The organism is Natrinema gelatinilyticum (assembly GCF_024266705.1).
Classification (GTDB): domain Archaea; phylum Halobacteriota; class Halobacteria; order Halobacteriales; family Natrialbaceae; genus Natrinema; species Natrinema gelatinilyticum.
On sequence record NZ_CP100756.1, the window covers coordinates 3,629,814 to 3,654,102 of the forward strand.

At 62.0% G+C, this 24,289-nt stretch carries 26 protein-coding genes, 2 tRNA genes and 1 pseudogene; 19 read left to right on the forward strand and 10 right to left on the reverse strand.

The annotated features are described in order from the left end of the window. Positions 1-67: 67 nt before the first annotated feature. Positions 68-715 (reverse strand): transcriptional regulator GfcR, encoded by a 648-nt coding sequence (gene gfcR, locus NJU76_RS17830; RefSeq protein ID WP_254530717.1) that lies wholly within the window; start codon positions 713-715, stop codon positions 68-70. Continuing rightward, positions 712-1,836 carry a glucose 1-dehydrogenase gene (locus NJU76_RS17835; RefSeq protein ID WP_254530719.1) on the reverse strand — a complete coding sequence of 375 codons (1,125 nt, stop codon included), beginning with the start codon at positions 1,834-1,836 and terminating at the stop codon, positions 712-714. The genes gfcR and NJU76_RS17835 overlap by 4 nt, the downstream gene beginning before the upstream one ends. A 164-nt stretch (positions 1,837-2,000) precedes the next feature. Between NJU76_RS17835 and NJU76_RS17840 the strand changes: the two genes are divergently transcribed. The 5 genes and pseudogenes from NJU76_RS17840 to NJU76_RS17860 all read left to right on the forward strand — a co-directional run bounded on the left by NJU76_RS17840 (position 2,001) and on the right by NJU76_RS17860 (position 7,542). Next, positions 2,001-3,278, forward strand: a complete 1,278-nt coding sequence (locus tag NJU76_RS17840; protein WP_254530720.1) for an HAD family hydrolase — start codon at positions 2,001-2,003, stop codon at positions 3,276-3,278. A gap of 309 nt (positions 3,279-3,587) precedes the next feature. Further along, positions 3,588-4,267, forward strand: a pseudogene (locus NJU76_RS17845) (helix-turn-helix domain-containing protein). Positions 4,268-4,380: 113 nt separating this feature from the next. Continuing rightward, positions 4,381-5,298 (forward strand): dihydrodipicolinate synthase family protein, encoded by a 918-nt coding sequence (locus NJU76_RS17850; RefSeq protein ID WP_254530721.1) that lies wholly within the window; start codon positions 4,381-4,383, stop codon positions 5,296-5,298. Between the two features lie 61 nt (positions 5,299-5,359). Next, positions 5,360-6,484, forward strand: a complete 1,125-nt coding sequence (locus tag NJU76_RS17855) for an acyl-CoA dehydrogenase family protein (RefSeq protein ID WP_254530723.1) — start codon at positions 5,360-5,362, stop codon at positions 6,482-6,484. 518 nt (positions 6,485-7,002) lie between these two features. Beyond that, positions 7,003-7,542: an HAD family hydrolase gene (locus tag NJU76_RS17860; RefSeq protein WP_254530724.1), complete on the forward strand. Its 540-nt coding sequence runs from the start codon at positions 7,003-7,005 to the stop codon at positions 7,540-7,542. Between the two features lie 123 nt (positions 7,543-7,665). On the opposite strand, the gene NJU76_RS17865 is transcribed toward NJU76_RS17860, so the two are convergent. Next, positions 7,666-7,899, reverse strand: coding sequence for a DUF5822 domain-containing protein (locus NJU76_RS17865; RefSeq protein WP_254530726.1), 234 nt, complete (start codon positions 7,897-7,899; stop codon positions 7,666-7,668). Positions 7,900-8,012: 113 nt separating this feature from the next. Here NJU76_RS17865 and panB point away from each other — a divergent pair, with 113 nt between their 5' ends. Together panB and NJU76_RS17875 are read left to right on the forward strand one after the other, a co-directional pair. Then, positions 8,013-8,825: a 3-methyl-2-oxobutanoate hydroxymethyltransferase gene (gene panB, locus NJU76_RS17870; protein ID WP_254530729.1), complete on the forward strand. Its 813-nt coding sequence runs from the start codon at positions 8,013-8,015 to the stop codon at positions 8,823-8,825. Positions 8,826-9,078: 253 nt separating this feature from the next. Further along, on the forward strand, positions 9,079-9,279 hold the full coding sequence (locus NJU76_RS17875) for a DUF7511 domain-containing protein (RefSeq protein WP_254530731.1): 201 nt from the start codon (positions 9,079-9,081) through the stop codon (positions 9,277-9,279). Positions 9,280-9,544: 265 nt separating this feature from the next. On the opposite strand, the gene NJU76_RS17880 is transcribed toward NJU76_RS17875, so the two are convergent. Continuing rightward, complete coding sequence (locus NJU76_RS17880; RefSeq protein ID WP_254530733.1) at positions 9,545-10,321, reverse strand: alpha/beta fold hydrolase; 777 nt, start codon at positions 10,319-10,321, stop codon at positions 9,545-9,547. Positions 10,322-10,558: 237 nt separating this feature from the next. Between NJU76_RS17880 and NJU76_RS17885 the strand changes: the two genes are divergently transcribed. The 3 genes from NJU76_RS17885 to NJU76_RS17895 all read left to right on the forward strand — a co-directional run bounded on the left by NJU76_RS17885 (position 10,559) and on the right by NJU76_RS17895 (position 13,393). Then, positions 10,559-10,807 (forward strand): DUF7127 family protein, encoded by a 249-nt coding sequence (locus NJU76_RS17885; protein WP_254530734.1) that lies wholly within the window; start codon positions 10,559-10,561, stop codon positions 10,805-10,807. Continuing rightward, positions 10,804-13,065: a CDC48 family AAA ATPase gene (locus tag NJU76_RS17890; protein ID WP_254530737.1), complete on the forward strand. Its 2,262-nt coding sequence runs from the start codon at positions 10,804-10,806 to the stop codon at positions 13,063-13,065. The genes NJU76_RS17885 and NJU76_RS17890 overlap by 4 nt, the downstream gene beginning before the upstream one ends. Positions 13,066-13,177: 112 nt before the next feature. Further along, a complete protein-coding gene (locus NJU76_RS17895; RefSeq protein WP_254530739.1) occupies positions 13,178-13,393 on the forward strand; it encodes a HalOD1 output domain-containing protein in 216 nt (71 codons plus the stop codon). Positions 13,394-13,529: 136 nt separating this feature from the next. Here the strand turns inward: NJU76_RS17895 and NJU76_RS17900 are convergent, their stop codons facing one another. The 4 genes from NJU76_RS17900 to NJU76_RS17915 form a co-directional block, all read right to left on the reverse strand. Beyond that, positions 13,530-14,003: a peroxiredoxin gene (locus tag NJU76_RS17900; RefSeq protein WP_254530741.1), complete on the reverse strand. Its 474-nt coding sequence runs from the start codon at positions 14,001-14,003 to the stop codon at positions 13,530-13,532. A gap of 89 nt (positions 14,004-14,092) precedes the next feature. Further along, positions 14,093-15,010, reverse strand: a complete 918-nt coding sequence (locus NJU76_RS17905) for a DNA replication complex subunit Gins51 (RefSeq protein WP_254530743.1) — start codon at positions 15,008-15,010, stop codon at positions 14,093-14,095. Beyond that, the gene (gene priS, locus NJU76_RS17910) at positions 15,007-16,182 is read right to left on the reverse strand and encodes a DNA primase small subunit PriS (RefSeq protein ID WP_254530744.1); all 1,176 of its coding nucleotides are present in this window, start codon (positions 16,180-16,182) and stop codon (positions 15,007-15,009) included. The genes NJU76_RS17905 and priS overlap by 4 nt, the downstream gene beginning before the upstream one ends. Before the next feature lie 124 nt (positions 16,183-16,306). Next, a complete protein-coding gene (locus tag NJU76_RS17915) occupies positions 16,307-16,783 on the reverse strand; it encodes a GNAT family N-acetyltransferase (RefSeq protein ID WP_254524072.1) in 477 nt (158 codons plus the stop codon). 190 nt (positions 16,784-16,973) lie between these two features. On the opposite strand from NJU76_RS17915, the gene NJU76_RS17920 reads away from it, so the two are divergent. Together NJU76_RS17920 and NJU76_RS17925 are read left to right on the forward strand one after the other, a co-directional pair. Continuing rightward, positions 16,974-17,405 (forward strand): archease, encoded by a 432-nt coding sequence (locus NJU76_RS17920; protein WP_254530745.1) that lies wholly within the window; start codon positions 16,974-16,976, stop codon positions 17,403-17,405. A 147-nt stretch (positions 17,406-17,552) separates the two neighbouring features. Further along, positions 17,553-19,064 carry an RtcB family protein gene (locus tag NJU76_RS17925; protein WP_254530746.1) on the forward strand — a complete coding sequence of 504 codons (1,512 nt, stop codon included), beginning with the start codon at positions 17,553-17,555 and terminating at the stop codon, positions 19,062-19,064. Positions 19,065-19,130: 66 nt separating this feature from the next. On the opposite strand, the gene NJU76_RS17930 is transcribed toward NJU76_RS17925, so the two are convergent. Continuing rightward, positions 19,131-19,343 (reverse strand): hypothetical protein, encoded by a 213-nt coding sequence (locus NJU76_RS17930; protein ID WP_254530747.1) that lies wholly within the window; start codon positions 19,341-19,343, stop codon positions 19,131-19,133. Between the two features lie 95 nt (positions 19,344-19,438). Then, a complete protein-coding gene (locus NJU76_RS17935) occupies positions 19,439-20,107 on the reverse strand; it encodes a helix-turn-helix domain-containing protein (protein ID WP_254532510.1) in 669 nt (222 codons plus the stop codon). A 270-nt stretch (positions 20,108-20,377) separates the two neighbouring features. Between NJU76_RS17935 and moaA the strand changes: the two genes are divergently transcribed. The 7 genes from moaA (at position 20,378) to NJU76_RS17970 (ending at position 24,278) form a co-directional block, all read left to right on the forward strand. Beyond that, complete coding sequence (gene moaA / locus NJU76_RS17940) at positions 20,378-21,454, forward strand: GTP 3',8-cyclase MoaA (RefSeq protein WP_254530748.1); 1,077 nt, start codon at positions 20,378-20,380, stop codon at positions 21,452-21,454. Positions 21,455-21,720: 266 nt separating this feature from the next. Further along, positions 21,721-21,803: transfer RNA gene (locus NJU76_RS17945), tRNA-Ser, on the forward strand. 74 nt (positions 21,804-21,877) lie between these two features. Then, positions 21,878-22,399, forward strand: coding sequence for a 30S ribosomal protein S13 (locus NJU76_RS17950; protein ID WP_254530749.1), 522 nt, complete (start codon positions 21,878-21,880; stop codon positions 22,397-22,399). Next, complete coding sequence (locus NJU76_RS17955; RefSeq protein ID WP_254530750.1) at positions 22,399-22,920, forward strand: 30S ribosomal protein S4; 522 nt, start codon at positions 22,399-22,401, stop codon at positions 22,918-22,920. The genes NJU76_RS17950 and NJU76_RS17955 overlap by 1 nt, the downstream gene beginning before the upstream one ends. A 1-nt stretch (position 22,921) precedes the next feature. After that, the gene (locus tag NJU76_RS17960; protein ID WP_226041847.1) at positions 22,922-23,311 is read left to right on the forward strand and encodes a 30S ribosomal protein S11; all 390 of its coding nucleotides are present in this window, start codon (positions 22,922-22,924) and stop codon (positions 23,309-23,311) included. A gap of 3 nt (positions 23,312-23,314) precedes the next feature. Next, the gene (locus tag NJU76_RS17965; RefSeq protein WP_254530751.1) at positions 23,315-24,064 is read left to right on the forward strand and encodes a DNA-directed RNA polymerase subunit D; all 750 of its coding nucleotides are present in this window, start codon (positions 23,315-23,317) and stop codon (positions 24,062-24,064) included. Positions 24,065-24,193: 129 nt separating this feature from the next. After that, a tRNA-Leu gene (locus NJU76_RS17970) sits at positions 24,194-24,278 on the forward strand. The last annotated feature ends 11 nt before the right edge of the window (positions 24,279-24,289 follow it).

The window sequence follows — 24,289 nt, forward strand, 5'->3', positions numbered from 1 at the left end:
CGATATTCCTCTCCGTCGATTCACAATCGGACGAGGAGAATACCCTCGGGCGTGACCCCGAGGCGATTCACTCGTCTTTGCCGACGCTGATGACCTGCAACAGCGAGTAGACGGGAACGCCTTCGAGTTCCTCGAGACCCTGTTTGTCCGCGAGGACGACGCAAGCGAGCGGTTTTCCGCCTTCCGCACGGATCGCCTCGATCGTCTCTCGCATGGTCGTACCGCTCGTAATCGTGTCGTCGACCACGTAACACTCGCGGTCGCGGATGCCGGCGAAGTTCCTCGAGAACGTGCCGCCGAGTTCCTCGATGTCGCCTTCCTCCCACTGGTGTTTCGCGGGAGTGTAGGTTCCGAGGTCTGTCTCGAGTTCGCGCGCGACCAGGGTGGCGATGGGTCCGCCGGCCTTTTCGATGCCGATCGTCAGGTCGACGTCTTCGCCGTGTTTGGCGAGCAGGTCGGCCATCGCTTCGGCGACGGCGCTCATTCGCTTGCTATCTCGTCCGATCGCGGACCAGTCGACGTGGATGTCTTGCGGACCGCCGTTGTCCGGTCGCTGCGGTGATTGATCGGAGGGTTGGGGAGTCGTGCCGCTGCGCTCGACGAGCCAACTCGCCGTCTCGCGGGAAACGTTCAGTTCGTCGGCAATCTCACCTTTCGAGAGCCCGCGGGCTGCAAGCTCTGCCGCGCTCTCGATTAGGTCGTCGACGTTTTTCATATGGGAGCGAATTCGACCGCCGTTTTTATAGGCGTGTCGTCCTCGACACGCTCGGACGATCCATGACCGGCCGCTGCGACGTTTGCGGTGATCTCGGGGAACGCCCTGTCGACCGCGTCCAATCCATAGATACCGGTTACGATCGCCTCGAGAACCTCGTCCGGGAGTGCCGCAAGCGTTTCCGTCGCGGCCTCGAAGTGGGTGCGATTTGAATTGACACTGCCGACGAGCGCCTTGTTGTGGAGGACGAGTTCGCGGTGGAGGCGGCCGCCATCGACCTCGAACGACCAGTCACCGGGGACCCCAAGGAGGGCAGCGACGCCGTTCGGAGCGAGCGCGTCGATAGACTCGAAGGCGTGTTTCGCGTAACCGGTTGCCTCGTAGATAACGTCCATTGGCTCGTACGCAGTGGCGATTTCGGAGACCGGCGTTTCGCGTGAGTCGACGTACGTTGCGCCGAGTCGTTCGATGACGTCGATGGACGGATCGGGTCGATCCCGACGGCCGAGGCAGTAGACTCGGTCGTATCCGAGCGTCGTCGTGAACATCGCGACGGTCAGCAGTCCCAGTGAACCGTTTCCGAGAACCAGCGCGGATTCCGGCTCCCAGTCGAACGCCGACCGGGTCGCGCGGGCGTGTTGGAGCGCTTTTTCGGAGATGCTGATCGGCTCGACGAGAAAGCCCCACGGTGCTAATTCGTCGGGAATTGGGACGAGAGAGTCAGCCGGACTCGTGACGTATTCTGCCATGAATCCATGGGCACCGAGGATGCCGCGTTCGACGTACTCACCCTCCGGTGCCATGTCTGGTTCGCCCCGCTCGAAGTACTCGTTCGTCTCGGCCCCCGCAGGCGGTCGACGGACCGTCGGGACGACGTACTGTCCTTCCTCGAGGGACGTCCCGTTCGCGTCTTCGACGATGCCGACGGCCTCGTGTCCCAGAATCAGCCGGTCGTCACCGGCGGGCGTCCCGCCGTGGCTCCCCTCGATGACTTCGTAGTCGGTACCGTCGACACCGACGCGACAGACCCGGACGAGTGCGTCGCCGGTGGCTGGTTCTGGAACAGGCCGTTCGACGATTTCGGGAACCCCCGCTCCCGGCTCGACCGCGATAGCTTTCATAGTAACTCAGTATGTGCCGTGCTTATAAATATTTATTCCTATTCGAGTAAATTACTGTCGTATCGGATCGCCGAATCGTCTAACCGGCGTGAACGGATCGAACATCCCCATTCGACTCTTCGCGACCGGCAACGATTATCAGGCTGCCCACACCTGTACGTCACATGGAACGATACGACCTCGTCTACCAACTTTACGACGAGTACGACACGAAGACGTTGCGGGAGTACCAGGAGTTCGTCGACGTCTTTCCGGCTGTCGATTCGCGCGTCGCTCTCGAGCACTGGCAGGGCGCGACCGAGGAACTCGAACAGCGAAAGGACGAGATTCGCTCGTCGTTCGCGGCCGGCGAGACGTTCGCGGAGATCGTTGCCCACGCGACCCGCGACCAGGCCTTCACGGCCCTCGATCTCGAGGCGAAGTACGGCAGAGCCGTGAACGTCCTCGTCCTCGACGTCGACGAGACGCTCCGGTCCGCGGGCGGGACAGATAACGAGATTCCACGGGACACGCTGCACTTCCTGACGGAGTTTCACGAAGCCGGCGTACCGATCGTCATCTGTACGGGCCAGACCCTGGAGAACGTCAAGGGGTTCGCGATCCAGGGACTCGGTAGTGAGATCGTCCACTCGGGGGACCTCTCGATCGTTTACGAGGCGGGGACGGGCGTGTTCACGCCTGGTCACGGTGCTGACACGAAGCAGTTGCTCTACGAGGATCTCGATGAATCGATTCGGACCGTCTTCGACGGCGTGCGATCACGTGTGCTTCCCGAAGCCCCCGAGGGGCTCCGACGAGGCTGTCACCTCCAGGGCAACGAGTTCAACATCACGATGAAACCCAACTACGAAACCGGCTCCGCAGACGCCCGTGAGATCATCGACGAGGCGCTCGTGTATCTGATCGATCTGCTCGCAAACGCTGTCGTTACGGCGCTCGAAGGGGACGAAAACGACGACGCCGATGAACTGATGCTGGCCGGCGAAACGGTCGTCGACTGGACGCGCGCGTTCTATGCGATCCAGGATCTGGAGGTCAGGGCCGTTCTCGAGGGCGAAGGCGCGTACCCGGATCTCGACGCAGAGGCCGTCCCAGACCGGCTCGCATCGGTCCTCGAGCGCATCGACGTCGCGTACTACGAGGCCGATGCGGCCGAAATCGGCAGTCTGGAATTGAACAAGGTGGTCGGCGTGGAGCGGGCGCTCGACGTCCTCGGCGTCGGTGATCCGTTCGCGCTCGTGATGGGCGACTCGAAGAGCGACCTACGGGTTATGAAGTGGGTCGCAGACACGGACGCCGGCATATCGGCAGCGCCCGAACACGCCTCGCAGGATACACTCCAGCACGTCCTCGAGACGGACGAACTCGTCTTCGACCGTGGGAAAAGCGTGGATGTTCTCAGAACGGTCTACGCGCTCAACCGATTCGCCCGTCTCGGCTAGGATTTTCGCTTCTATCGTTTCCGGTGGAATTCCTGCTCCAGTCTGAAACCAGAATTTCGACGCCATCGGCAGTGGCCGCCACTAACCGTGAGACACCTCTTAAATGGCCAGAATACGAATGCCGGCTCATCAGTTGACTCGAGGGCGATTGTTCGATCAGATCGAACCGCTCGACCGAGTTCGGGTACTGTCCCGCGACACCGATAGTCGGCGAGTACGCGTCAGGTGAGCAGACAAATCGGCCGCCCACTTCCGAACTCGGACAGTGTCGCCGCTTGGACTCGCGATTACACTCGAGGTGACCCACGAATGACGACAATTACAGAACTGACGCTTTCGACTGACGAGTTCGCACTCGCAAAGACCTTCCAGCAACTACTGGCCCTCAACGTCCACGTCGAAAGCGTCGTCACGGAAGGTCCGGTCCGGACGACGCCGCTGGTCTGGTTTTCGAACGTCGACCGCAGTGAACTCGAGGAGGCCCTCGCAGCCGACCCGACAGTAGCCGAGTACCGCCAGTTGCTCGGGAGAACCGAGGAGGGTGAATATTCTACCGTCTCCAGTACATCGACGCTGTGGGCTCCGTCTGCCGGTGTGTATACAGGCATCGCGGGACGGTTCTCGATGCGCAGGTTTCCGATGGCAGGTGGACGCTTCGACTCCTTTTCACTCGGCGCGAGGACCTCTCGATGGCCGTCTCGGATCTCGAAGAACGAGGCGTCACCATCGACGTCAAGCGCATGGTCGAGGCCGGTCAGAACGAAGACTTCGAAACGACGGCGGGACTGACGGCACCGCAGCAGGAAGCCATCGCCGAAGCGTATCGGCAAGGGTACTACGACGTCCCCCGCGAAATCTCGCTCGAGGAACTCGCGAACGAGTTCGAAATTTCTCATCAGTCTCTTTCCGAGCGGCTTCGACGAGCAAACCGCGTTCTCGCGGGCGAACTGTTGGACAGTTCTACCGGCGAGCTGGCGAGACCAGATTGACGACCGCGACTGACCGTCGTTTTCACACGGTCGCCGCCCATTGCACACGAACTCGGTCGCAGAGGGACGTTGCCGGCACGCGTTTTTTGGCGCTGCTCGACGGAAGGGGTGGTATGGCGTATCACGATCCCGGTCGAGTCGACCCGCTGTCGCTTCATGGCGTCGTTCCCCCGACCGTTACGGTGTTTCGGGACGACGAGTCCGTCGATTACGAGGCGACCGCGTCACACGCTCGATTCGTCGTCGATCGGGGAGTTCACGGCGTCTTTCCCCTGGGCACCAACGGCGAGTTCCCGCTCCTCTCGGGCGAGGAGCGCGACGGCGTGGTCGAGGCCGTCGTCGACGAGATTGGCGACGAAGTGCCGGTCATCGCCGGCGTTGGCTCCCCGAGCACCTATCGGACCGTCGCTCACGCCGAGCACGCCGAATCGGTCGGTGCGGACGGCATCGTCGTCGTGACACCATACTACTATCCGCTGGACCACGACGGGGCACTCGAACACTATCGACGGGTCGCCGAAGCCGTCTCCCTCCCGCTGTATATTTACCACATTCCGAGCAAAACCGGCAACGAACTCTCGCTCGAGACGCTGGCCGACCTCGCGGAGATCGACACCGTCGTCGGCTGTAAAGACTCGAGCAAAAACGTCCCCTGGCTCGCACAGGCGATCGACGCACACCCCGATCTGACCTTTCTGGCGGGGTCCGATTCGCTCGTCTTTACCGGGCTCGAGATCGGCTGTTCGGGCGCGGTTAGCGCGGTCGCGAACGCGTTCCCCGAACTGGTCGTCGACTGTTACGAGGCCTACGATTCGGGCGACGAGGCCCGTGCACGCGATTTGCAGAGCGACATATATCGCGTGCGAGAGGCGTTCAAGACCGGTGGCGCGTACATGTCCGGCGTCAAAACGGCCCTCGAGATGCGAGGATTCCACGCCGGTCCGCTGCGGAGCCCGCTTCGACTGAAAGACGACGAGTCCGCACGAGAGATGCGTGACCGACTCGAGGATGTCGGCCTCGAAGGCCTCTGATCGCTCGGGGTACGTCCGGTCACGACGCGGGAACTTTTGTTCCGGCCGTCGAATGGCGGTCATGGAACTCAGCGATGAACAAACGGCCGTTCGAAACGCGGTCCGAGAGTTCGCCCGAGAAGAGATCAGACCGACTGCACTCGAAGCGGACGACGAACAGGAGTTCCCCGAGGAGGTCTGGGACGGCCTCGCCGAGATGGATCTGACGGGTCTGACGGTTCCCGAAGAGTACGGCGGGTACGACGCGGGCCCGGTTACGGCGGCCGTGGTAAACGAGGGAGTCGCATACGGGATGTTGGCCGTGGCGACGGCGCTGTCGGTCCACTCCCTCGCGACCTCCTGCATTTCGGAGTTCGGGAGCGAGACGCAGCAAGACCGCTGGCTGCCCGAAATGGCCGATGGGCGGCCGGTCGGGGCGTTCGCGCTGTCGGAGCCACACGCCGGATCGAACCCTGCAGAGATGTCCACCCGAGCGAAACCGGACGGTGACGAATACGTCATCGACGGCGAGAAGCAGTGGATTACGAATGGCGAGCGGGCAGGCGTCTATATCCTCTTCGCAAAGACCGATCGCGACGACCCGTCGACGGTGACTCAGTTTCTCGTCCCCGGCGACGTCGACGGACTGATCGTCGGCGAGAAAGAGGACAAGTTGGGCCTGCGTGCGAGCGACACCACGAGCCTGACCTTCGACGGCGTCCGGATTCCCGCCGAAAACCGGTTGACCGAGGAGGGTGCGGGGCTGTCGGCCGCGTTCCACATCCTCACCGGCGGCCGGATCGCCATCGCCGCCCAATCGGTCGGGCTCGCCCAGTGCGCGCTCGACGAGGCGCTGGCCTACAGTCAGGAACGCGACCAGTTCGGTGGACCGATCGCCGACATTCAGGCGATTCGCCACAAGCTCGCAGAGATGGCGACCCGAGTCAAGGCAGCGCGACTGTTGACCCGAGACGCCGCACGGAAACGGGCCGCAGGCGGTGCGGCGCTCGAGGCGAGCATGGCGAAGTATTTCGCGAGCGAGACGGCGATGTTCACGACCAACGAGGCCGTTCAAATCCACGGCGGCTACGGCTACGTCACCGAAGGCGAGGTCGAACGACTCTACCGCGACGCCAAGATAACGGAAATCTACGAGGGGACGACCGAAATACAGAAACAGGTCATCGCGCGGGAACTGCTCGAGTGACGGGGTCACAGATCGGAACGGGCCTACGTGACACAGCCGGACGACCCGTAGCTATGTGGGGTGTTGATCCCAACGGACTCCTCGGCGCCGACTCGAGGTGGGCCGGCCGGCGTTCGGACACTTCGCTCCGCTCTCGCAACGACACCGATGGTAGTACTGATCGGTCTCGATCGGGATATCGTCTCGACAGGAACCACAGTCGCAGCCGTTGGGAGCGGATTGCTCGTCGGAATCATGCTGGACTATACGCTAGAGGGCGCCCAACCGGGCTCTGGAAATCCCGTGATGACAACGATCGCATCGCTCGTGGGGCCGGAGCCGCGACGGGCCTCCGCTAGCTCCTCGTGCCACGGGAATACATATCGACGTTTCTCCGCGTCACGGGTACTTCCTCTGGGGACCGACGCTACCGTCTGCGGTCCGTCACCACCGACGGCCATCGACCGATGCCCCGAACGAGGGCTGAGTTGGTCCGGACGACCGAAGCTCCTAATCACCCGTCGTCCCTATCGGGACGTATGACCGGGTACGACGCCATCGTCTATGATCTGGACGGGACGCTCGTCGAACTGGACGTCGACTGGAACGCCGTCGCCGTCGACGTCCGCGAGGTGTACGTCCGTTCGAACGTCGACCCCCCGGGGGATGGCCTCTGGGACATGCTCGAGTCGGCGAGCGACGTGGGACTGGCCGCGGAGGTCGAATCCACAATCGCGGTCCACGAACACGACGGCGCGCGGACGTCCGTTCGACTCGCCCGCGCCGACGAGTTACTCGAGCGGTCACACCCAACAGGGGTCTGTTCGCTGAACTGCGAACGGGCCTGTCGGATTGCGCTCGAGGAACACGCGCTCGAACCGGCTGTCGACGCGGTCGTCGGACGGGACACGATCGGAACGTGGAAACCCGATCCGGAGCCGCTGCTCGCGACCGTCCGCAAACTCGACGCCGACCCTGGGCGGGCGCTGTTCGTCGGCGATTCCGCCCGAGATCGCGAAACTGCAAAACGAGCGGGTGTCGATTTCGAATACGTCGGCGAAGGGGCGTCGGGCGTCTGAACTCGCCACCGGCCGCTCGGTGAGACGGTACGTTCGGTCATACGGTCTGCTGTAACGATGTACCGGTGCAACCGCGACCGTCTTGTGGGTGCACCGGCAATGACGTACAGTAGTCCGTATCAATCACCCCTGATGACGCTTCGCGTACGCGAACACCGCGATAGACGTGAGCAACCAGACGAGGGCCCCGACCCGAACCGCGAACTCGACGCGAGCGCCCCAGTCGGGCAAGGTGGCGGTCGTCGACAGAACGGCGACGACTGGTGCACCGATCAGGATGGTCGCAACGAACGTCGTTTGCATGACCCAGCCGTAGTCGACGCCGTCCGGCGAGGTCGTTTCGACGCGTTCTGGCACGCCTGAGTATGATCTCCCGGTCCTCTTAAGCATCGCGGGTGCGTGTCATGTCCGATTCACCCCGTGGAAATCGAGAACAACGACGTTTAATCGTGGGAGCCCAACCAGTGGGTATGCCTACCGTACGGGATCTCCGAGCGAAGGCGGGTGAAGAACCGATCACGATGCTGACGGCCTACGACGCGCCGACGGCTACGATCGTCGACGAAGCCGGTGTCGACATCGTCCTCGTCGGAGACAGCCTCGGAAACACCAGTCTTGGGTACGAAACCACGCTCCCGGTAACCGTCGACGATATGGCTCGCCACACCGGTGCAGTCGCCCGCGCGACCGAAGACGCGCTCGTCGTCGCGGACATGCCCTTCCTCTCGGTCGGCGTCGACGAACGAGCGAGCGTCGAGAACGCGGGCCGGATGCTCCAGGAAGAAGATGCTCACGCGGTGAAACTCGAGTCCGGCCCACACACCGTTGAATTGACAGAGAAGTTGGTCCAACTCGGCATTCCGGTGATGGCCCACCTCGGGCTCACGCCCCAGCACGTCAACAAGTACGGCGGCTATCCACGACAGGGGACGGACCGAGAAGCCGCCCAGCACATCCTCGAACTGGCCAGGGCTCACGAGAAGGCGGGCGCGTTCTCGCTCGTCCTCGAGCACGTCCCGTCGAACCTCGCGGCGGAAGTCACGTCGGCGCTCGGCATCCCGACCATCGGGATCGGTGCCGGTCCCCACTGTGACGGTCAGGTCCTCGTGATCGACGACGCGATCGGACTCAGCGAGTGGTCGCCTTCGTTCTCGAAGCAGTTCGGAAACGTCCGCGCGGAAATGGAGTCCGCGATCGGTGCGTACGTGTCTGCGGTGGAATCCGGCGAGTTCCCCGCCGAGGAACATAGTCACGAGGAAGGAAACCTCGAGGACATTTACTGACGGAGTCAGGTACCGAAACGGGTTCGCTCGACACCGGAGGTCGAAAAATGCCAATGCAGGGACGAGAGCTGACGATCCCTCTCGACGATTGGTCAGCCCGATCCGGTCCCAGTCCGCCGTGTCTCCGGACGAGTCGCTCACGCCAGCCCAAATATTAGGGAAATAATACATCATACGACCATACAACGGCATTTAGGATAGTGTTTATATATTTCGATTCCCGACTTGACGGTACGCCACCGAGGATGGACACATGTCCGAATCACCGAGGAAAGCGCCCGGGAAATCGGGATCTACGGTCGACGAGAGGGACCACCTGCAACACGTTACCGTCCAGAAAGACAATGTCGCGGTCTGTACGATATTCCCGCGAGAAATCGGCGAGAATGCGGCATCGGAGCAGTGGATCACCGCGATGACCGATTCGTTCGTCACGCTCGAGCAACGGCGGTAGCCGTTCGGCTGAACCTGCCTTCGCTCGGAACGCGATTTTCGCCCGGAACCTGCCTTCCGCTGGAACCGTGACGCGAGCGTGGACTCGTCGCACGAAAACGAGTCTCGAGACTGCACCCACAGACGCTCTGGTGACGTATCTCACGAATGTGGAACGCATAGCGGGCGCCAACCGACCGGTGACGAGTGCCCGGTTCCAACTCGTGATCTCGAATCTCGTCAGTTCGCGACCAGGGGTGAAACTGAAAAGCATCGCTCAGCGAGCGTCAGTTGTCGATCGTCGCGAGAAATTCGTCGACAGCCGAATTGAATGCCGACGGTCGTTCGCGCATCGAGAGGTGACTCGCATCTTCGATCTCGGCCAGTTCGCCGCCGTCTATCTCGTCGGCGAGATACTCGTGGAACCATGGCGGTGTCAGCCGATCGAATTCGCCGTAGACGGCGAGAACAGGTGCGTCGATTTCCGCGAGCTGGTCGCGAACGTCGAACTCGTGGCACGTCAGAAAGTCCCTGCGCGTCACGTCCTGCCCGCACTCGTGCATCCGTTCGATCGATCGCTCCCGAAGTTCCGGGTCCGGATCGTGAAAGAGCCGATCGGGTTGGTGTAAAAATTCCACTGCCCGCTCGAAATCCGACTTGAGCCACGTCAACAGATCGTCGAGGACGCCGAGACGGGCGCCGGTTCCCGTCAACACGACGGCGGTCGGCTCGAATTCGCGCTCGAGCAGGATGTGCAAGACGACAGCACCGCCGAGGGAGTTCCCGAGGAGAATTTCCGCGTCGGTTTCATCGACGACGGCCAGTACGTCGTCCGCGTAGGCCGAAAGTGCCGTATACCCTGGACTTGCGTCCGCGTCAGACGAGTCTCCATGGCCGCTGAGATCCATCGTCACGATCGGGTATCGATCCGCCAACGAGTACTGTCCGGTCCAGATGTCGCGTGCTCCACCACTCCCGTGGATACAACAGATCGGCGGGCCGTCACCGCCCCGGTCGACACTATCGTATGCCGTCTCTCGACCGTGGTGAGATACCGTTTGCATACGTAGCGGAACGATCGGAACTGGCATAAAGACTCGATTTGGTGGTTCCCGGAGAGTGCCAGCAACGGAGATATATCTACTCCGACCGATGGATCTGCTATCGGTATAGCCGACTCGACGAGTGCTCATCTTTTGTGAACTACGAACAATGGTCTATTGTTTGGACCCGCTGCCGTCTTGCGATCTATTGGAGAAAGACTTATATAGCTCAGATGCTTACCTTGGGTTAGTTACAGCATGACCCTCGAACAATTCACCCGCGAAGATGGGCAGTTGGCCCGTCGGTACGAGTACGACGACGGAACGGTCTTCGCCGTCGACTTCGGTACCACCGGGGCTGACGCCTCGGTCGATCTCGTCGACGACACCGTCATCGTCGTCTTCGAGGACGATCAATACGAGATCGAGCTCCCCGAGACTGCAGCGGACGCGCACACGTTTATCAAAAACGGCGTACTCACTATCGAAGTGGAGGAGGAACGATGAAACTCACCGTCAAACCCCTGAAACAGAAAGACGCAGGTCGCGGTCTGGCCGCGATCGACCGCGTCTCGATGAACGAACTCGACCTCGAGAACGGGGACTACATCACTATCGCCGGCAAGGGCGACGGCCAGGCCGTCGCACGTGTCTGGCCCGGGTATCCCGAAGACGAAGGACGTGGTATCGTCCGGATCGACGGCCGCCTGCGCCAAGAGGCCGACGTCGGGATCGACGACACAGTCACCGTCGAAGCGGCCGATGTCAAGCCCGCCAAGTCGGTCACCGTGGCTCTCCCCCAGAACCTGCGGATCCGAGGAGACATCGGACCGCTCGTGCGGGACAAACTGAGCGGCCAGGCCGTTACTGAGGGCCAGACGGTCCCGTTCTCGCTCTCGTTCGGCCCCATGGCCAGTTCCGGCCAGTCGGTCCCGTTGAAGATCGCCAACACGACCCCCAGTGGAACGGTCGTGATCACGGATTCGACGAACATCGAAATCTCCGAGAAGCCGGCCGAACAGGTCAGCGCCGGCAGGGGCCCCTCCGCCGAGGGCGTCCCGAACGTCACCTACGAGGACATCGGTGGCCTGGACGACGAACTCGACCAGGTACGCGAAATGATCGAGTTGCCGATGCGTCACCCCGAGCTGTTCCAGCAGCTCGGTATCGAACCGCCGAAGGGCGTCCTCCTGCACGGTCCCCCGGGCACCGGGAAGACCCTGATGGCAAAGGCCGTTGCCAACGAGATCGACGCTCACTTCGAAACGATCTCCGGACCGGAGATCATGTCGAAGTACTACGGTGAAAGCGAGGAGCAACTCCGCGAAGTCTTCGAGGAGGCCGAAGAGAACGCGCCCGCGATCGTCTTCATCGACGAACTCGACTCCATCGCCGCCAAGCGGGAGGAGGCCGGCGGGGACGTCGAACGGCGTGTCGTCGCCCAGTTGCTCTCGCTGATGGACGGCCTCGAGGAGCGGGGCCGGGTCACGGTTATCGCGGCGACCAATCGCATCGACGCGATTGATCCCGCGCTCCGACGTGGTGGCCGCTTCGACCGGGAGATCGAGATCGGCGTTCCCGACAAGGAAGGCCGCAAGGAGATCTTGCAGGTTCACACCCGCGGGATGCCCCTGGCCGAGTCGATCGACCTGTCTCAGTACGCCGAGAACACCCACGGGTTCGTGGGCGCCGACCTCGAGTCGCTGGCCCGCGAGAGCGCGATGAACGCGCTCCGTCGAATCCGCCCCGAACTCGACCTCGAATCCGAGGAAATCGACGCCGACATCCTCGAGTCGCTCGAGGTGAACGAGACCGACTTCAAGGAGTCGCTCAAGGGAATCCAGCCCTCGGCGCTCCGCGAGGTCTTCGTCGAAGTGCCGGACGTCACCTGGAACGACGTCGGCGGGCTTGGAGATACCAAAGAACGTCTCCGCGAGACGATCCAGTGGCCGCTCGACTACCCCGACGTATTCGAGGCGATGGACATGCAGGCGGCAAAGGGCGTCCTCATGTACGGACCACCTGGCACCGGGAAGACGCTGCTCGCGAAGGCGGTCGCCAACGAGGCCCAGTCGAACTTTATCTCGATCAAGGGCCCCGAACTGCTGAACAAGTACGTCGGAGAGAGCGAAAAGGGCGTCCGCGAGGTCTTCGAGAAGGCCCGCGAAAATGCCCCGACCGTGATCTTCTTCGACGAAATCGACTCGATCGCCGGCGAACGCGGTCGACGGCAGGGTGACTCCGGCGTCGGCGAACGCGTCGTCTCCCAGCTGCTGACCGAACTCGACGGCCTCGAGGAACTCGAGGACGTCGTCGTGATCGCCACGACCAACCGGCCGGACCTGATCGACAGCGCCCTGCTACGGCCGGGGCGGCTCGACCGCCACGTCCACGTGCCGGTCCCCGACGAGGATGGTCGTGCGAAGATCTTCGATGTCCACACCCGCAACAAGCCGCTGGCCGAGTCGATCGATATGGAGTGGCTCGCGAGCAAGACGGAAGGCTACGTCGGTGCCGACATCGAAGCGGTCTGTCGCGAAGCCTCGATGGCGGCCAGTCGCGAGTTCATCAACTCGGTCGACCCCGACGAGATGGGCGACACCATCGACAACGTCCGCATCAGCAGAGAACACTTCGAGCACGCCCTCGAGGAAGTCCACCCCAGCGTGACCCCCGAGACGCGAGAGCAGTACGAAGAACTCGAGGAGGAATTCCAGCAGGCCGAGCCCGCCAGCCAAGAACAGGTCGGACGGACCTTCCAGTAAGGTCTCGACTGCCTTTTTGCGTTTACCTCGTTATTTCGTCACACCGATTCCACGCACCCCTTTCGTCGTCCGACTCGGCGACGGTGGTGGTCGGTAACTCGAGCGTCGTGAGTTGCCACTCGAGATAGGTTCGATCGATTGCTCGACCGAACACGGGATCACGCTGTACGATTACGTCGAACCCGAAGCGCTCGACACCCTCGTAACGGACGACCGATCCGACGGCGCCGTCATCGTCGAAGTGCCGGTCGACGAGTACGTGCTCCGGATCACCAACACCGGTTGCGTTCGCGTCCTCGGTTCGGCCGATTCCACGGAGGCAGAGTGACCGTCCAAGTGATCGGTGAGCGAACGCACCGCCAGTGGGCGATACGTGGTCACGGTGGGAGCGGGCTTCGGTGGGCGGCGTCGCCTCAGACGGAAGCTGAGAACTCCGAACGAGCGGGTCTCGGAAAGTCGGATGTTCAGTGGGAGATATCGACCGGCTCGAGGTCCGCGAGAATCTCTTCGGGGTGATCGTCAGGTGAAACGTTCTCGTAGGCCGCTTCGACCCGACCCTCGGGCCCGACGAGGTACGTGTTACGGAAGACGCCGTCGAACGTCTTCCCGAACATCTGTTTTTCGCCGTACGATTCGTACAGCGTGGCGACTTCACCGAACTCGTCCGAAAGCAGGTCGAACTGAATGTCGTAATCGACGGCGAAGTCTGCGATGTCGTCGACGGGATCGTCGCTGATGCCGACGATTCCGACGTCTCGATCCGCGAATTCGGACAGCGAATCGTTGAAACCACGGGCTTCAGCCGTGCAGCCGTCCGTGTTCGCACGGGGATAGAAGTACACGACGAGACGTTGGCCGTCGAAATCGGAGCGGCGAACCGTTTCGCCGTGTTGGTTTGGCAGTTCGAACTCAGGTGCTTCGTCACCGACGTCGAGCATGCACGTGACTTAGCCACAGATATTGTATGCGTTACGGTTTCACACGACGCTGAATATCGGTGCTGACGGCGGGAAAACCCTCGATAGCGTCACTCGAGTCGTTCAGCGGCTTCTCTGTCGATGAGCGGGGCGGCGTTTTGCTCGGGCAACGTGACGACGTCGTTGCTCGTCAGGGTGTACTCGCGGTCGTCCACGCCGAGGATCGAGCCGATGTCACTGGTGACTCTAACCGTGGTTCGCTCGACTGCGGGGGACACAGTAGACGGCTCCTCGCGTCTCTCGTCTGGTTCGGGCTCACGTCCGGATCGAGGTGCCGGTGAATCGGTGTTCGGTCCACGAGTTGTCCCGCGGTCGTCTCCCCCCTCACTCGTCGGTCTGTCTTCGCTCGAGGGACCGTGCCCGTCGGACAGCCCGTCTCCGCCCATAACGTCCGCTGGGGAGACCGTATTCGAGCTATCAGTTTCCGACCCCGCAGCCGGCGGTTCGTCGGGTGGAGGTGGCGGGACGTCGTCAGAACTCGGTTTGCTGTGAGACGATTCCGCGGAGGTGAGACCAGAACCGTCCGGTTCGCCTGGATGCGGGTCCGGTTCTGGAACGGGTTGTTCGTCCGTCGTGGCCTCGACACCATCGAGGACATCCAGCACGCGATTTTTGTTCGAGCTGATACGGTCGACGAGGTCGTCGAACAGGTCCACCTCTTCGGCGGTCAGGCCCTCGTCGTCTGCCGGCATCCCGGCCGCGGCGAGGCTGGCTTGCTTGACGAGCTTTCCCATTCGGCGCTCGTAGACCGCCTCGACGACGTCTTTGGCGGTTTCAATCTCGTCGGTCAGCCGGCCGACTTCGGGTGAGGAAAAGGGATCGTCAGTTTGCTCGGCGACACGGTCGCGTTCGGCCTCGAGGGAGGCGATGTACTCGCCGACCTCCTGATAGAACGAGGGGCGCAGGTTCTGGAGACTATCCTTCTGGCGCTCCTTGCTCTGAATCGAACGCAGTTCGTCGAGATTCATTCTTTTTCCTTCTCAGCGCGGCCACGTGCCATCATGAACACGGCAACGTACTCCGGTAGTGACTGGTCACCGTCCTGGACCGTAAAGCTATCTCCTCCCAACTCGATTTCGCCCCCGTCGAGTACGTGGACGGCGATCTCGTGACCGCGAAACGTCTCGGGGATAGCATCGACGAGTGGGTCGAACTCGTCAAGTTCGTCGCGCTCGAGTCGCACGGTCTGGAGGCCGCTTCCGCCGTGAAGGCTCCCCGGCAAGCGGATGAGTCGGTTCGTGTCGGTGGTGACCGGTTCGTCGATGGGCGCGTTGTCCCGATCGACGGCTCGGTTCGCGAACCGCTCTGCCAGTTGCGCGACTGCAGTGTGGACGGTGACATTGCCTGCCTCGAGTTGATCCCGGTTATTTCGCGCCGCGTTCAGTGCCGCAGCAGCCTTCCCCTCACCGATCCCGTCGAATTCCTGCAAGCGCTCGAGCGCAGCGTCTTCGTCTAACTCGAGCAGTTCGTCGACGTACGCCAGGAAGTGCTCGTGGGTCCGTCCACCCCAGCCGCCCTCGATCTGGAGGGTCCGACGTTCCGTCGGGGTTTTCCGTCCCAGGCCAGCCACCGTCTCGCTCTCGATCAGTTCCTCGAACTCGAGGCCGATACCGCGGATGTAATCGACGATCTCCCGGCGGTGTTCTCGCTCCAAGTGTAACACGTTCTCGTCGCGAACGTGGACGTGATAGCCCCGACCGCCCGAAAAGACGATCTCGAGGTCGTCGAAGGCGAAGTCGTTCTCGAGGAAATCGAGCAACCGAAACAATGCCTCCTTGCACTTCGCGAGCATCTCGGCGTAACTGTCCGATCCGAGCGTGACGCTTGGTAAGTGGTCGGCGTCGAGGTCGAAGACGAGATCCGCGGACTGCCAGTCTTTGGCGTGCATCGAACTCGCGCCGGGGTCGCGAAAGCGCCCCGCCGAGAAGTAGACGTGTCGCGGTCGCTTCCGGACGAGAAACTCCGAGAGGTCACCTAATTCGAGTAGCGAACGGTGGCGGACCATGGTCATGTCGGGTCCTTCGGTCCAGGGGATGAACCCCCACTCGCGTTCGTTGGCGGCGGGCGGCGGCGTTATTTCCGTCCGTCGATAGTGATCGCGGAACCGCCCCCGAAGGTAGGCCCTCGTTCGCTCCTCCATGCGCCTCGGGTAATCATCGGTGGGGGGCTATAATCCTGCCGAATGGGACGACGTTCGGTCTCGGCTAGAACTGCGACTGGATTCGTGAAAAACGGCGCCTGTCTCCGCCCGGGGCAACTCCTCGTTACCGGCGGATCAAATCCGTAATTCGGTCCGCAATTCCGACGTCGGCGCCGAGTTTCAGATAGTAGGCATCACCGCCGTCCTCGTAATAGTTGTCGATCCGACGCTTGATCTCGAAGCCGAGGTGTTCGTAGAACTGGAGGGCGTTCTCGTTGCTCGTCCGAGCGTGGCAGGTGATCGTATCGTGATCCTGTGCCACGTGGGCGATGAGTCGCTTTCCGATTCCTTCGCTCCGATAGTCTGGGGACACGGCCAGAAACAGAATGTAGCCATCGCGCCGGACGGCGGCGAATCCGATGAGTTCACCGTCTCGAACGTAACAGTGTACCTTCGACCGGCGATACGCGTCGGTAAAGAAATCATACCGCTGTTTGAGCACTCCTTCCTGACGGTTGATCGTCTCTTTCAGTTGCCAGGCCTCGTCCACGAAATCGTCGCTCCCCGGGGCGACGACGCAACTGTCGATGTTGACGCTCACTACGTCAGCATACCATCGACGTCAATATAATTCCACCGGCAGTTGCGGCTCTGTACCATCAGACGACAATAATGTATTCGCGTCGGAGTAGCCCCCGGCTAACGGAATTGTACGTGGCTCAACGATACTGCCCGAACGGAAACGATTCGAAACGACGAGCATAGGGTCACCGGTGCCGAAGGAATCGTAAATGGGTTTCGAACTGCGCGACCATACGGCCGACGTCGCGGTGTCTGCTACGGGCGATTCGCTCGAGGCGGTCTTCGAAGCGGTGGCCGACGGGCTGGCGGCCGCATCGTGCGACGAGATTCCGACTGACGGCGGTGAGCGCTTTTCGTTCGCCGTGATCGCCGAGAACCGCGAAGCACTGCTATTCGACTACCTCGACGAACTGATTTACTTGCGGGACGTCCGCGTCGAACTGCCCGTCGACCACCGCGTCGAATCGGTGACGGCACCGGAATCGTCCGACAGCGCGAAGAACTGGCACCTCGAGGGTAGCGCGCGCGGCGTCCCACTCACCGAGATACCCGCCCGCGAAGTGAAGGCCGTGACCTACTCGGAGATGCGACTCGAGCAAACCAACGGAACCTGGGAAGCGTACGTCGTCTTCGACGTCTAGGTTCGATTGGGAACGCCGTCCGACGCTTCCGGAGGGAACGCCATCCGGTTCGAGAGCGACACCGTCTCGGAATCTCGATCGAGGATCGGATCATGACTCGCGACGGAGAGACGAACATCTTTCATCGGTGCGGCCCAATTTTCAGGTATGGCCACCTACGACGCCGACGGCATCACGCTCGAGCGGGTGCGCGAATACGTCTGGGAGATCCCCCAGCACGGGTCGATGCGCACGCCCGCACGGGTGCTGGCGAGCGAGGCGTTACTCGAGGAGATTGCCGGGGATAAGACGCTCGAGCAGATCACGAACACGACCCATCTGCCGGGGATCACGAAATACGCGATCTGTATGCCCGACGGCCACCAGGGATACGGCTTTCCGGTCGGCGGAGTCGGGGCGCTCGATGCTGAAGACGGCTGTATTTCGCCCGGAGCAGTCGGCTACGACATCAATTGCGGCGTCCGCATGATGCGGACGAATTTGACGTACAGCGACCTTCAGGGACGAGAAGCCGAACTCGTTGACTCGCTGTTCGCCAATATCCCATCAGGTCTCGGCGGCGGCGGAGTCGTCGAGTCCGGTGTCGACACCGTCGACGAAATCCTCGCCCGTGGCGTCGACTGGGCCCTCGAAAACGGCCACGCCGTCGAGGACGACCTGCTTCACTGCGAAGACGAAGGCGTCCGCGAGGGCGCGGATCCGTCGAAGGTGAGCCAGAAGGCGAAGGATCGCGGAAAGAACCAGATCGGCTCGCTGGGGTCGGGCAACCACTTCCTCGAGGTGCAACGCGTCACCGACGTTTTCGACGACGAAGTCGGCGACTCGTTCGGACTGGAGGAAGATCAGATCGTCGTGTTGATCCACTGCGGATCGCGCGGACTGGGCCATCAGACGTGTACCGACTACCTGCGGAAGATCGAGCAGCAACACCAGGGACTGTTGAACAAGCTGCCGGATAAGGAACTCGCGGCTGCGCCCGCCGGATCGCAACTCGCCGAAGACTACTACGGCGCGATGAACGCGGCGATTAATTTCGCGTGGGTCAACCGGCAGTTGATCATGCACCGCACGAGGCAGGTCTTCGAGCGCGTGTTCGATCGCTCTTGGGAGGCGATGGACATGCACCTGCTGTACGACGTGGCCCACAATATCGCGAAGAAGGAGACCCATACCGTGAGCGCGGAGCCGCGCTCTGTGGGCGAAGCGAGTGGCCTCGAGCCGCGAGCCGACGGCGAGGAGCGCGAACTCTACGTCCACCGCAAGGGCGCGACCCGGGCGTTCCCGGCCGGCCACCCCGAGGTCCCTGCGGCCTATCGCGACGTCGGCCAGCCGGTGATCATCCCTGGTAGTATGGGCACTGGCAGTTACGTTCTCCGGGGCGGCGAGAACTCGATGGCCCTCACCTTCGGGTCGACCGCCCACGGTGCGGGCCGACTCATGAGCCGCACGCAGGCGAAAAAACAATACTGGGGCGGCGACGTGCGACAGGAACTCGAGAGTCAGGATCAGATCTACGTCAAGGCTCAATCCGGTGCGACGGTCGCCGAGGAAGCACCCGGTGTCTACAAGGACGTCGACGAGGTCGTCCGCGTCTCGGACGAACTGGGCATCGGTGATAAGGTGGCGCGGACGTTCCCCGTGTGTAACATCAAGGGCTGATCGGTCCGCTATCGGCCGGCGGTCCAGCCGCTATTGGCTGGTTGTTCGTCCGTTATTGGCTCGACCTTACCTCAGACGAAACGGGTTCTCGTCGTCTTCGTCGTCACCGTCCTCGCCGCCGTACGGCTTTCGAGCGGTTATCGTCACCGTCGCTTCCGGGTCGTCCTCGTCGGCCCAGGGGCTGTCGTATGCCGATAGCTCGAGGTCGGTGACGTCCCACCCCTCCTCCTCGATGAGTTCGACGAGGCGGCGCTGGTCTCCGAGCATATCGTCGTCCATACGCCCACGTTCGAGATGGTCGGGGGTAGCTCTTCCGCCGGTCCGGCTCGCATCGTCGCGTGACGTCCGCTCGTCGTCCCGGTTTCGGTCCCGATTCACTCGCTCTCGTCCGATTCGCCGATATCGATTACGTCCTCGACGAGCGCACGATGGGCGCGTCGAAGCCGCTCGGACAACGCCTGATGAGAAATGTCGAGTTCGTCCGATAGCTCGTCCATGTCCATTCTGCGAGGAATCTCGTAGTAGCCCCGATCGAGGGCCGCGACAAGCGTCTCGTACTGCGCGTCTGTGAGCCCGAACCGGCTGTGGCGGTCTTCCTCGAGCTGGTGGATCTTGTGTATATTTATAGTCAGCCCCTGTTCAGACGCGAATTCGTAGGTTCGTGACATCGCTTCACGTTCGGGAAAGAGGACACGAAATCGCCACTCTCTGGCATTCACGTGTGCGTCGAGTACGGTCGCTTCCTCCTCGGTCAGCAGGTGCAGGATGACGGTGACGTCGTCTACCCAGTGCATTCGGTAGAGTCGCTCGCCGTCGAGATCGGAGAGTTGTTCGGCTTCCTCGACGCTGGGATCGTCTGCTAGCGCGTCGTCGAGCGTTTCGAGCGTCGATTCGACCCCGGAAAACCAGACGTACGGCATAATGTGGTCTGGATCGTAGGCAATGACGCGTTCGATCTCGACGTCGAGGTCGTCCGTGACCTCGAGTGTGTGCCTGAGTGCGAACTCCCCGGCGGGAACGCCGAACTCCGCGATGGTACTCATACCCGAGGCTATCACGCCAGTGACCAAGAGTCCCGGACCTCGGCCGTCGTCGGTACTGAGTCGTTCGTCGACCATATCTATTCTCCGTCGGCTACCGTTCCTCGTCCGGTGTCGACACCCCGCCGTCTGTGACTCGTCCTCCATCACCCTCGTCGTAGTTCTCGAATCGATATCGTGGCGGCGGTCTATCACTAATCGCGAAACCGAAATTGGTTACGGGACGTCGAAATATCCGGCGTGTTTAAGCGGATCCGGCTGCAAACCGATGTCATGCTCACCGACGAGTTCGGGCGGGAAGTGACAGGGGTTCGCGTCTCTCTCACCGATCGGTGTAACTTCGACTGTGTCTACTGCCACAACGAGGGGTTAGGTGACACTCGCGGACCGATGGATCCCCAAGACGACGAGATGGATGCGGACGACGTCGTTCGCTTTCTCGAGGTCGCCGCCGAGTTCGATGTCGACGCAGTCAAGTTCACCGGCGGAGAGCCGATGTTGCGCCAGGACCTGGAGGAAATCATCGCACGGACGCCGGACGAGATGGAAGTCTCGCTCACGACGAACGGGACGTTCCTTCCGGGTCGCGCCGACGCGCTCGTTGACGCCGGCCTCGATCGAGTCAACGTCTCGCAGGACGCGCTCGATCCACAGGACTTCGCAGAGATTACCAAGAGCGGGGCCTATGAGAAGGTCATCGAGGGGGTCGATGCCGCACTCGAGGCAGGACTCACGCCAGTCAAACTCAACATGGTCGTTTTCGAACACACGGCTGGCTACGTCCCGGAGATGGTCGACCACGTCGCCGAAAACGACGGACTCCAGCTTCAGTTGATCGAGTACATGCCCGAACTGACGGGCAAACCGGAGTGGAATATCGAAATCGAACGGGTTCACGAGTGGCTGGCCGAGCAGGCGGACGAGATCGAACACAGAGAGATGCACGACCGGAAGCGGTACTGGGTGAGCGGGGGTGAGGGAACCAACGGTGAGCGCGAGCAAAGCGAGCGCGATCCTCACCGGAACGCAGAGCGGTCCGGGGACGGTTCGCGCTCCTCGTCGGACTCGTCCGACGTAGGAATGGTCGAAATCGTCGACCCCGTCGAGAACCCGACGTTCTGTGCGAACTGCCACCGGGTTCGTGTCACCCACGAGGGCTACCTGAAAGGGTGTCTCAATCGAAACGACGACCTCAGATCGATGGGAGAAATGACGAAACCGGAGATCCGCGACGCGTTTCGAGACGTCGTAGCGAACCGAGTTCCCTACTACGGCGAGTACATGATCCGAAACGAGGAGGGGGAGTGGGAGATCAACGACGAATACATCGAAGAATATGTTGGCGTCTGAGGCTATCGGTCGACTCCGTGGTCGTCGGAATGCGTCTTCACCGGGCGACTGGCCCTGTTTCCGTTCTGGGCTACCAGTCCTGGCTTCCCGTTCGCTCGTTTCGATCAGAGTCCGAGTTCCGGAACTCCAGCGGGGTCGACGGGACGAATACACACGCGACGTGGCCACCTTTCGTTGCGCTTAAGTAGTACACGGGGGTAGGTCCGGGTGCGATACGTGTAGGGGAGTGATCCCCGAGTCCGAACGGGCGACGATAGACCGACGGTGTCGTGGTAGCCAAGCGGCCCAAGGCGCATGGTTGCTAACCATGTGGCGTCAAGCCTCCGGGGTTCGAATCCCCGCCACGACGTCGGATACGACGCTGGCGTTTTCCCGCCAGTCGACTTTGCAACGCACGCAGACCAGACACAAATACACGACACTATGAGCGCGGAAGAACCTCAGGAACAACAAGACGACGAAGATCTTCAGTACTTCGTCCGCATCGGGCAAACCGACCTCGATGGGACGAAGTCCGTCGAGCGCTCGCTCACGGAGATGAACGGGATCGGTCGACGGACCGCCCGGCTCATCGCCGCGGAAGCGGGCGTCGACCGAACGGCAACGTTCGGTCGGCTCGACGACGACGTCATCGACGAGGTCGTCGAGATCGTCGAAAATTACGCCGACGAAGTCCCAGACTGGCTCAACAACCGGCGCACGGACTTCTACAGTGGTGAAACGACCCACGAGATCGGCAACGATCTCCAGTTGACTCGACAGCACGACGTCAACCGGATGAAGATGATCGACTCCTACAAGGGAACTCGCCACAAGCGCGGCCAGAAGGTCCGCGGCCAGCGAACCAAGTCCACCGGCCGAACGGAGGGCACCATCGGAGTCAACGTCGAAGAGATCCGTGAAGAACAGGCAGAAGAACCCGGCGAAGAGGGTGAGGGCGAATAATGCCACTCGGCACTGACACGAAGCAATACGAGACGCCGAACCACCCGTACCAGGGAGAACGGATTGCGTCCGAACACTCCCTCGTCGACCGCTACGGGCTCAAGAACAAGGAAGAACTCTGGCGCGCCCAGTCCGAGCTTCGCTCCTACCGGCGCGAGGCTCGAGAACTGCTCGGCCAGGCGCAGGACGACGAAGTCGTTATTCGACGCTCCGAAGAGTTCCTCGGTCGTCTCAAGCGCGTCGGCATCCTGAACGAGACGGACGAACTCGGCGACATCCTCTCGCTCGAAATCGAGGATATCCTCGAGCGCCGCCTGCAGACCGTCGTCTACCGGTCGGGTCTGGCGAACACGACCCAGCAAGCACGTCAGTTCATCACACACGGCCACGTCGTAGTCGGCGACCAGCGCCACCGGGTTCCCTCCTACCTCGTCTACGTCGACGAGGAAGATCTGGTGGCATTCGACGAGAACAGCCCGCTCGCGGACGAACTCCACCCCGAACGCGCGGAGGGTCAATAACATGAGTCAGAACGACGATAAATGGGGCATCGCCCACGTGCACGCATCGTTCAACAACACCGTCATGACCGTAACGGACCTCACGGGTGCAGAGACGATCGCCAAGTCCTCCGGCGGGACGGCAGTCAAGCAGAACCGCGACGAAGCATCTCCGTACGCGGCCATGCAGATGGCAGAGTCCGTCGCCGAAGAGGTCAAAGCTGCTGGCATCACGGGCCTGCACGTTCGTGTTCGCGGCCCCGGCGGCAACCTCCAGAAATCGCCCGGTCCCGGTGCACAGGCGACGATTCGCGCGCTCGCGCGCTCCGGCATCGAAATTGGGCGCATCGAAGACGTCACGCCGATCCCCCACGACGGATCGCGCGCTCCGAAAGGCAAGGGCGGCTACTAGATCATGACTGAGGAGTACGACGTCGAGTTCGTCGAACGCGAGGATCGAGAAGCGCGATTCCTCGTTCGCGGCGTGACGCCAGCGTTCGCCAACGGTATCCGTCGCGCGATGATCGCCGACGTACCCACGATGGCGATCGATACCGTCCGGTTCGTGGAGAACTCGTCAGTCATGTTCGACGAGCAACTCGCGCTCCGACTCGGGCTCGTCCCGCTGACGACGCCACCGGTCGGCGAGTTCGGCGAGGACGACACGGTCACGCTCTCGATCGACGTCGAGGGGCCGGCTACCGCCTACTCCGGCGATCTCGTCACCAGCGACGACCTCGTTCGTCCCGCAGACGAGAACGTCCCGATTATCGAACTCAAGGACGGCCAGCGCCTCGAGGCGGAGGCCGACGCCGTCCTCGACCGGGGGAAAGACCACGCCAAACACCAGGGCGGCGTCGCGGTCGGTTACCGTCACCTGCAGCGAATCGAGGTCGACGGTGATCTCCCCGAGTTCGAAGAGGAGGAACCACGGATCATCCGTGGCGTCGTCGAGGACGACGGCGAACTCGTTCCGACGAGCGAGTTCGACCACGACCTCTCGAATCGGTATCCGGGCAAACAGGTCCGGGTCGAGGACGTGCCCAACGCATTCGTCTTCCACGTGGAGACGGACGGCTCCTTTACCATCGAGGAATTGGTCACGCGAGCCGCCGAGACGCTCGAGGCGCGTGCGACCGAACTCGAAGAAGCTGTACAGTTATAAACATGAACCGACGCCCCCGACCCGATCAGGGCACGACGTTTGCCGGCGCCGTGAGCGACGAGACCGGCGAGTGCGTGCCTACTGGAATCGAAAGGGGTTTGAAGGGGCGACGGGTAGACGGAAGTGCGAGCAGGGATAGCCAAGTCAGGCCAACGGCGCAGCGTTCAGGGCGCTGTCTCGTAGGAGTCCGCAGGTTCAAATCCTGCTCCCTGCATCACTTCTCTC